The sequence below is a fragment of the Bacillus sp. HMSC036E02 genome, from assembly GCF_001836235.1.
Taxonomy (GTDB): Bacteria; Bacillota; Bacilli; order Bacillales; family Bacillaceae_G; genus Bacillus_A; species Bacillus_A cereus.
This window is the reverse complement of the sequence record NZ_KV827874.1, coordinates 124,900-133,152: the sequence shown is the minus strand read 5'-3', so window position 1 is coordinate 133,152 and position 8,253 is coordinate 124,900. Positions and strand designations below refer to the sequence as shown.

Sequence of the window (8,253 nt, the reverse complement as noted above, 5' to 3'; positions counted from 1 at the left end):
TCGTATTACAACTCATGATAACCCAACTTATGAAAAACACGGCGTTGTTCATTATGCAGTTGCAAACATGCCAGGTGCGGTTCCACGTACATCAACTCTTGCATTAACAAACGTAACAGTACCATATGCAGTACAAATTGCTAACAAAGGCTACAAAGAAGCTTGCCTAGGCAACACTGCATTACTAAAAGGTATTAACACATTAGATGGCTATGTAACATTTGAAGCAGTTGCAGAAGCTCACGGTGTAGAGTACAAAGGTGCTAAAGAATTATTAGAAGCAGAAACAGTATCTTGCTAATAGAAGCATTATACAAAACAAAATCGAACAATATATAAAACAACATGATAAGAGCTAAGAGTGAAGATCTCTTAGCTCTTCTTGGCAAAAGGGGGCATACATCGTGGCCAACCTATTTAAAAAGAAATCCGTTACGCAATTGTTAGGGGAAAGTAAAAGTAAAACTTTGACGAAAACGCTAGGGGCATTTGACCTAACAATGCTAGGGATTGGTGCGATAATTGGTACAGGAGTTCTAGTATTAACTGGATTAGTAGCAGCAAGAGATGCTGGTCCAGCAGTTATTTTTTCATTCATGATTGCAGCCATCGTTTGTGGATTTGCAGCATTATGTTACGCAGAGGTTGCTTCTACACTTCCTGTTTCAGGTAGTGTGTACACATACTCATATGCAACAATTGGCGAGTTTGTAGCTCATTTAATGGGATGGACATTACTATCCGTATATGTTGTAACGACTGCCGCAGTAGCTGGCGGATGGACTGGTTACTTCCATAACTTAGTGAGTGGATTAGGGCTTGAAATTCCAAAAGCACTGCTAACGATTCCGTCTCAAGGTGGTATAGTGAATTTACCAGCAGTTATCGTTACATTAGTTATAACTTGGTTATTATCAAGAGGTACGAAAGAAAGTAAACGAGTGAATAACATAATGGTATTAATTAAAATTGGTATCGTTGTTTTATTCATTGCAGTTGGTGTATTCTACGTGAAACCAGAAAACTGGATACCATTTGCACCGTATGGTTTAAGTGGAGTTTTCGCGGGGGGAGCAGCAGTATTCTTTGCTTTCTTAGGATTTGATGCATTAGCAACTTCTGCTGAAGAAGTAAAAAATCCGCAACGTGATCTACCGATTGGTATTATCGCTTCGTTAGTCATTTGTACAATCATTTATGTTGTAGTTTGTCTCGTTATGACGGGTATGGTTTCATATAAAGAGCTAGATGTACCGGAAGCGATGGCGTATGTGTTAGAAGTTGTAGGACAAGATAAAGTAGCTGGTATAATCGCAATTGGAGCTGTAATTGGTATTATGGCAGTAATTTTTGCTTACATTTATGCAACGACACGTGTATTCTTCGCTATGAGCCGTGACGGTTTATTGCCAGAATCTTTCGCGAAAATTAATAAAAAGACAGAAGCACCAACATTTACAGTTTGGTTAACAGGAATTGGTAGTGCTTTAATTGCTGGATTTATCGATTTAAAAGAATTATCGAATTTAGCGAATATTGGAGCGTTATTAACATTTGCGATGGTTGGTGTGTCAGTTATTATTCTTCGTAAAACACATCCAAAATTACAACGTGGATTTATGGTACCACTTGTACCGATCTTGCCGATTATTTCAATTGCATGTTGTCTATTCTTAATGGTAAACCTACCATTAAAAACATGGATGTACTTCGGTGCTTGGTTAGCAATCGGAGTAGTTGTATACTTTGTTTATTCGAAAAAACATAGTCATTTAAAAGACGATGGAAGTTCGCAGGATAATTTAGAACAAGCTAATTAAAGGGATATAAACACAGTAAGCCTTGTGCGTCTAGGGAGCGCGCAAGGCTTTTTCTTTTGTTGAAATAAAGGGAACATATATTACTTTGTTGAATTTTTATGTCGGAATATGAAAAAAGGGTGTGCGAATTGTACATCCTTTTTTGTATGAGAATATAGAGGATGCGGAAAATATGTATATGCCTTACTAAAATGTGAACGGAATGTTCATAAAAAAAATTCAGATTTCATTGACACATATGAGTAGGCGCTCATATAATAAGAGTATAAGATATATGAATGATTGTTCATATGTTCAATTAAAGAGGTGAGCTATTATGGCTGGAAATAAAGTAGAAACACCACAAGAGACATGTTCTCAAACGATAATTCATGAAGAAGTTGTAGAGCAAGTAAAACAAACAATTCCAACTGATGAAAGTTTAAGTAAAGTAGCAGAACTATTTAAAGTATTAGGTGACCGTACACGTACGAGAATATTACATGCGCTATTTGAAGCTGAAATGTGCGTTTGTGATTTAGCTTATTTATTAGGAATGACACAATCATCTATTTCGCATCAGCTTCGTGTGTTAAAGCAAGCGAAACTTGTGAAGAATCGTAAAGAAGGAAAGGTTGTTTATTATTCGTTAGCTGACCAGCACGTAATTCATATCTTCGAGCAAGCGTTTGAACACGTAAACGAAGAAGAATAAAAAGAACGCGAGGAGGGAGAACGATGGCTGAAGCGTTAGTGAAAAAGAAACTGATGTTAGAAGGTTTAGATTGTGCGAATTGTGCAATGAAAATTGAAAAAGGTGTTGGGAATATAGAAGGAGTAAATTCTTGCTCTGTAAACTTCGCAACAAAGACAATGATCTTAGAAACAGCACAAAATAAAGAAAACGAAGTTGTTACGGAAGCAAAACAACTCGTTACAAAATTAGAACCGCATATTAAAGTGCAAGAAGAGCAAAAAAATAAAATTGCTAAAGAAGTATTTATATTAGAAGGTTTAGATTGCGCGAACTGTGCAATGAAAATTGAAAATAAAGTGAAGGAAATGCCAGCTGTCTCAGAAGCAACTGTTGATTTCGTATCGAAGAAACTACGAGTAGAAGTTGCGAATAAAAGAGAACTAGAAGCAACTGTAGCAAATATAACAAATGTCGTTCAAAAGTTAGAGCCAGATGTGAAAGTTGTTCGTGAAGAGAAGAACGGTCATGACCACGGACATAGTCACGATCATGGTGAAGCAAACGTGAAAAAGATGGTAGGGAGATTAGTGGTCGGCGGAATTTTGACAGCAATTGCTGCATTAGCGAGCTTACCACAAATGGTAACAATTCCGTTATTTGTCCTTGCTTATTTATTAATAGGTGGAGATATCGTTTGGAGAGCGGTAAGAAACATAACTCGCGGCCAAGTATTTGATGAAAACTTCTTAATGGCAATTGCAACTGTAGGAGCCTTTGCAATTCAGCAATATTCAGAAGCCGTAGCAGTAATGCTATTTTATCAAGTAGGAGAACTATTCCAAAGCATTGCGGTAAACCGCTCCCGAAAATCAATTACTTCATTAATGGATATTCGTCCTGATTATGCGAATGTAAAGATTGGGAATGAAACGAAACAAGTATCACCAGAAGATGTACAAATTGGCGATTATATTATCGTTAAGCCAGGTGAGAAAGTACCATTAGACGGAAAAGTAATTGAAGGAACATCAATGGTAGATACTTCAGCATTAACTGGTGAATCTGTACCACGTGAAGTTGAAGTTGGAAATGATGTATTAAGTGGCTTTGTGAACCAAAACGGTGTATTAACAATTGAAGTTACAAAAGAGTTTGGTGAATCAACTGTATCGAAAATTTTAGATTTAGTTCAAAATGCAAGCAGTAAAAAAGCACCAACAGAAAACTTTATTACGAAGTTTGCGCGTTACTACACTCCAGTTGTAGTTATTACAGCGGCGATCATGGCGTTTATTCCACCGCTTATTTTAGAAGGGGCTACATTCTCTGAGTGGATTTATAGAGCTTTAGTGTTCTTAGTAATCTCTTGTCCATGTGCGTTAGTTGTATCCATTCCTCTTGGATTCTTTGGAGGTATCGGTGGTGCATCTAAAAGTGGTGTGTTAGTAAAAGGTAGTAACTATTTAGAAGCTTTAAATGATGTAAAATATATTGTTTTTGACAAAACAGGAACATTAACAAAAGGTGTTTTCAAAGTTACAAAAATGGAACCGAGCGAAGGTACTACAAGCGAAGAGTTATTAGAGTATGCGGCATTTGCTGAAGTGTATTCTAACCATCCAATTGCCCAATCTATTCGAAAGGCATATGGAAAATCAATTGATGAAAAAATAATCGATGATTATAACGAAATTTCTGGTCACGGTACAGTCGTAAAAGTACAAGGAAAAGGAATTTTTGCAGGTAATGCAAAATTAATGAGAAAAGAAAATATTGAATTTAAACAACCAGAAACAGTAGGTACATTAGTTCACGTTGCTGTAGATGGAAAATATGCAGGTTATATTGTTATTTCTGATGAGGTAAAAGAGGATTCGAAACAAGCGATTCAAAAGTTAAAAGAACTAGGTATTAAAAAGACAGTAATGTTAACTGGTGATGCAAAAACAGTTGGTGAAGCTGTCGGTAAAGAATTAGGCTTAGATGAAGTTCATGCGGAATTACTACCGCAACAAAAAGTAGAAGAGATTGAAAAAATTGATACAGCGAAGCATGGAAAAGAAAAAATTGCCTTCGTTGGTGACGGTATTAACGATACACCAGTATTAGCCCGTGCAGACGTTGGTATTGCGATGGGTGGTTTAGGATCAGATGCAGCAATTGAAGCGGCAGACATCGTTATTATGACTGATGAGCCTTCAAAAATTGCGACAGCTGTAAAAATTGCAAAACGCACAAGAAGTATAGTGTGGCAAAATATCATCTTTGCTTTAGGTGTAAAAGGGATCGTTCTATTACTTGGTGCCTTTGGTATTGCAACAATGTGGGAAGCTGTTTTCTCAGATGTTGGTGTGACACTACTTGCAGTGTTAAATGCAATGCGTGTATTACGAGTGAAAGATTTATAAAAAAGAGGACGCAACCTGCGTCCTCTTTTTTATTGGTTATTTTGTTGAAATTGATTTAATAAAATAATATCAAATATTATTTTACTTTTAAATAATATAATATTAAAATTTACAAATAAAAACATTCGTCGTATTATTTTAATATATTTTTTACAAATATCCATATAGTATTGAAAAAACAGAGAAGGAGAAACTTCTCTGTTTACTTTTGTATGTTTTTTTCAACTTGTTCTCGAACAGTTTGAATGTAATTCATTTTATGATCCCAACATTCTTGGCTTAAATCGACAGGATACTCTTCGGGATTTAAAGTTCGCATGTATTCTTCCCAAAATAGAGCGAGACTCTGTTCATTATATTGTTGAATATCTAATATACTTGGTAGTTCATATGTTCTTTCACCGTTAACGAAAATGTCTTTATGGAGTTCACGGGCTTCAAAGTTTGTTACGAATTTACTTATATATGTGTGAACTGGATGGAACATTTTTAAGCGCTCTTCTTTTCCAGGTTCTTCAGAATCTAACGCAATATAATCGCCTTCTGCATGATCGTTAACCCGATTGATAATACGATAAATTCGTTTCAGTCCTGGAGTGGTAATTTTTTCAGGATTAGATGAAATTTTAATCGTATCATTTAATTTTCCGTCAGTATCTTCAATCGCAACTAGTTTGTAAACAGCCCCCAATGCAGGTTGCTCAAAGGACGTAATTAATTTTGTCCCAACGCCCCATACGTCAATTTTTGCTCCTTGAGATTTAAGGTGCATAATTGTGTATTCATCTAAATCGCTAGAAGCGATAATTTTGGTATTTGTAAACCCTGCTTCATCTAATAGTTTTCGTGCCTTTTTCGATAAATAAGCCATATCACCACTATCAAGACGTATGCCATAGAAATCAATACGATCCCCAAATTCTTTTGCAACACGAATCGCATTTGGAACACCAGATTTCAATGTGTCATATGTATCAACGAGAAAGACGCACTTTTTATGAGTTTCAGCGTATTTTTTAAACGCGACGTATTCATCGCGATATGCTTGAACGAAAGAGTGAGCGTGTGTGCCAGCTACAGGAATCCCAAAGCGTTTCCCAGCACGAACGTTGCTTGTAGAGGAGAACCCACCAATAAAGGCAGCACGCGTCCCCCAAAGGGCAGCATCGAACTCATGGGCACGTCTTGTGCCGAACTCTAAAAGCTCATCATTACTTGCAGCATGTTTCATACGTGCTGCTTTTGTGGCAATTAATGTTTGGTAATTCACAATATTTAAGAGGGCAGTCTCAATAATTTGTGCTTCACCAAGTGGTGCATCAACACGTAATAAAGGCTCGTTATTAAATACAACTTCACCTTCTTGCATACTGCGAATGGTCCCAGTGAATTTCATATTTTGTAAATAATGAAGGAATTCTTCTTCAAATTGTAATTCTGCTAAATAAGCGATATCGCTTTCAGTAAAACTGAAATTTTCTATGTACTCTACAATTTTCTCAAGGCCAGCAAAAACAGCGTAGCCGTTCTCAAATGGAAGCTTTCGAAAATATAAATCAAAAACAGAACGGCGATTATGAATACCATCTTTCCAATATGTATAAGCCATGTTGATTTGATATAGGTCTGTATGTAAGGCATAACTATCGTCTTTATAATGAGTCATCGCGAGAACACCTCCATAATTTGGTTATAGTATACCAATTTTTCACCATTCGTAGCAAAGAAGAGATATTGATGTGAAGTCAAGAGAGAAAAAAATGAAATTATGCATATTTTTTAGAAAATTTATATTTATCAATTTATATTTCTCCAGATTTTATGTATTATTAGAGTAATGGGGGTAATGAGAATGGAGGAGGACAATGCAACAAACATTAGAAAAAATAGGCAAACAAGTCTTTTATAAACGGCTACAGCAAAAAATGACACAAGAAGAATTATGTCAGGGCATTTGTTCTGTCTCATACTTAAGTAAGATTGAAAATGGAAAGATTGAAGCATCAGAAGAAATTCTACAATTGCTCTGCGCAAGATTAGAAATTGCCGTGACGGATTTGAGGGATGTAGAAGAAGATGTGAAGGGGAAGCTGGATGAATGGTTGAATGCACTAGTTCATTTAGACAAGCAACAAGTAGAACGTATATATGAAGAGTTGCAAGGTGAAATGAAGCATGTGTTGGATTTTGAAATTATAAATTATTATAAACTGCTGTATACACGTTATTTAATTATGAAAAGGGATTTTCCTGCTGTCGAAAAAGAGTTAGAGAGCTTAAAGAAGATGTACAAAAAGTATTCACCATTCCAAAAATTATTATATACGTATAGCAAAGGGTTATATTATTTTTTACAACATAGATATAAGAAGGCATTGGAGTATTTGACTCGAACAGAAGTAATGGCAAAGGAACAAGGTTATCATGAGAATGGAATATATTTCAATTTAGCTCTTGTTTATAATGAATTAGAAGTTGAACATATGACTTTACATTTTGCTAATGTAGCAATGGAAGGATTTAAGAATGAATATAAATTCCGTTATGTGATAAATTGCCAGTTACTTATTGCGTTGAGTTATATACAAAAAAAGCAATATAATGAAGCACTATCTATTTATAATAATATTTTGAGGGAAGCAAATTCTTTTGCTGATAAAGAAAGTATAACAGCTATTGCTTTAAATAATTTAGGCTTTTTGTACTATAACTTAAAAGATTATGCAAAAGCAAAAGATTATTATTTACAATGCCTAAAGTACAAAAAGGAAGAGGATTTAAATTATATTGATGCAGTGTATGAGATCGCTTTGCAGTGTATTGAATTAAAAGAATTTGAAGAAGCGAAAGATTGGATTAATAAAGGGATAGATGTTGCCAAGAGGGATGAAAAGTATAAAAGTATGCTATATATACTTTCAATGCTTAAGAATAAATACTTTGAAACGAAAGATGTTTATAAAAGATTTTTAGAAGTTGAGGCAATCCCATTTTTTAGAGGCGAAGAAAATAAAAAGGAATTAAAAATGGTGTATTTAGAACTAGCAGGATATCACGAGGAATTACTAGAATTTAAGGAAAGTAATAACTACTATAAATTAGCAATTAATTTATTAGAAGAAAAGGGAGGAAAATAATATGAAAAAAATAATTATTGGTGCTTTGGCTTTGGTAGCTGTATTAGTGGTATTGGAACCGCAATATGCTTGGACATCGGATATTTATGGTCAAGGAGAAAAAGTAGTAGAATTAATAAATTCTTAACAGAAACCCCTTTCCAACAGGAAAGGGGTTTTTCAATATTTGTTCCTCAAAATTCTACAAAACTTGAGAAATAAATTAATTGAAT

General features: G+C 35.0%; 6 protein-coding genes and 1 pseudogene. 6 read left to right on the top strand and 1 reads right to left on the bottom strand.

Annotated features, from left to right (window positions below):
- The 4 genes and pseudogenes from HMPREF2590_RS25695 to HMPREF2590_RS25680 form a co-directional block, all read left to right on the top strand.
- A pseudogene (locus tag HMPREF2590_RS25695) lies at window positions 1-301 on the top strand (alanine dehydrogenase); the annotation flags it as partial.
- Window positions 302-404: 103 nt separating this feature from the next.
- Window positions 405-1,820, top strand: a complete 1,416-nt coding sequence (locus HMPREF2590_RS25690; RefSeq protein WP_001284887.1) for an amino acid permease — start codon at window positions 405-407, stop codon at window positions 1,818-1,820.
- Between the two features lie 316 nt (window positions 1,821-2,136).
- Entirely contained in the window at window positions 2,137-2,514 is a 378-nt protein-coding gene (locus HMPREF2590_RS25685; protein ID WP_000918378.1) for an ArsR/SmtB family transcription factor, read from the top strand.
- Between the two features lie 23 nt (window positions 2,515-2,537).
- A complete protein-coding gene (locus HMPREF2590_RS25680; RefSeq protein ID WP_050821596.1) occupies window positions 2,538-4,904 on the top strand; it encodes a heavy metal translocating P-type ATPase in 2,367 nt (788 codons plus the stop codon).
- 202 nt (window positions 4,905-5,106) lie between these two features.
- Here HMPREF2590_RS25680 and HMPREF2590_RS25675 read toward each other — a convergent pair whose 3' ends face one another.
- Window positions 5,107-6,570: a nicotinate phosphoribosyltransferase gene (locus tag HMPREF2590_RS25675; RefSeq protein ID WP_000150186.1), complete on the bottom strand. Its 1,464-nt coding sequence runs from the start codon at window positions 6,568-6,570 to the stop codon at window positions 5,107-5,109.
- A 199-nt stretch (window positions 6,571-6,769) separates the two neighbouring features.
- Between HMPREF2590_RS25675 and HMPREF2590_RS25670 the strand changes: the two genes are divergently transcribed.
- Both HMPREF2590_RS25670 and HMPREF2590_RS30165 read left to right on the top strand, forming a co-directional pair.
- Window positions 6,770-8,041 carry a helix-turn-helix domain-containing protein gene (locus tag HMPREF2590_RS25670; protein ID WP_001187937.1) on the top strand — a complete coding sequence of 424 codons (1,272 nt, stop codon included), beginning with the start codon at window positions 6,770-6,772 and terminating at the stop codon, window positions 8,039-8,041.
- 1 nt (window position 8,042) lies between these two features.
- Window positions 8,043-8,168 (top strand): NprX family peptide pheromone, encoded by a 126-nt coding sequence (locus HMPREF2590_RS30165; RefSeq protein WP_000720172.1) that lies wholly within the window; start codon window positions 8,043-8,045, stop codon window positions 8,166-8,168.
- The last annotated feature ends 85 nt before the right edge of the window (window positions 8,169-8,253 follow it).

Bases quoted from the DNA above. Each gene is read 5' to 3' on its own strand.
- HMPREF2590_RS25685 (WP_000918378.1), top strand. From the start codon at position 2,137: ATGGCTGGAAATAAAGTAGAAACACCACAAGAGACATGTTCTCAAACG.
- HMPREF2590_RS25680 (WP_050821596.1), top strand. From the start codon at position 2,538: ATGGCTGAAGCGTTAGTGAAAAAGAAACTGATGTTAGAAGGTTTAGAT.
- HMPREF2590_RS25675 (WP_000150186.1), bottom strand. From the start codon at position 6,570: ATGACTCATTATAAAGACGATAGTTATGCCTTACATACAGACCTATAT.
- HMPREF2590_RS25670 (WP_001187937.1), top strand. From the start codon at position 6,770: ATGCAACAAACATTAGAAAAAATAGGCAAACAAGTCTTTTATAAACGG.
- HMPREF2590_RS30165 (WP_000720172.1), top strand. From the start codon at position 8,043: ATGAAAAAAATAATTATTGGTGCTTTGGCTTTGGTAGCTGTATTAGTG.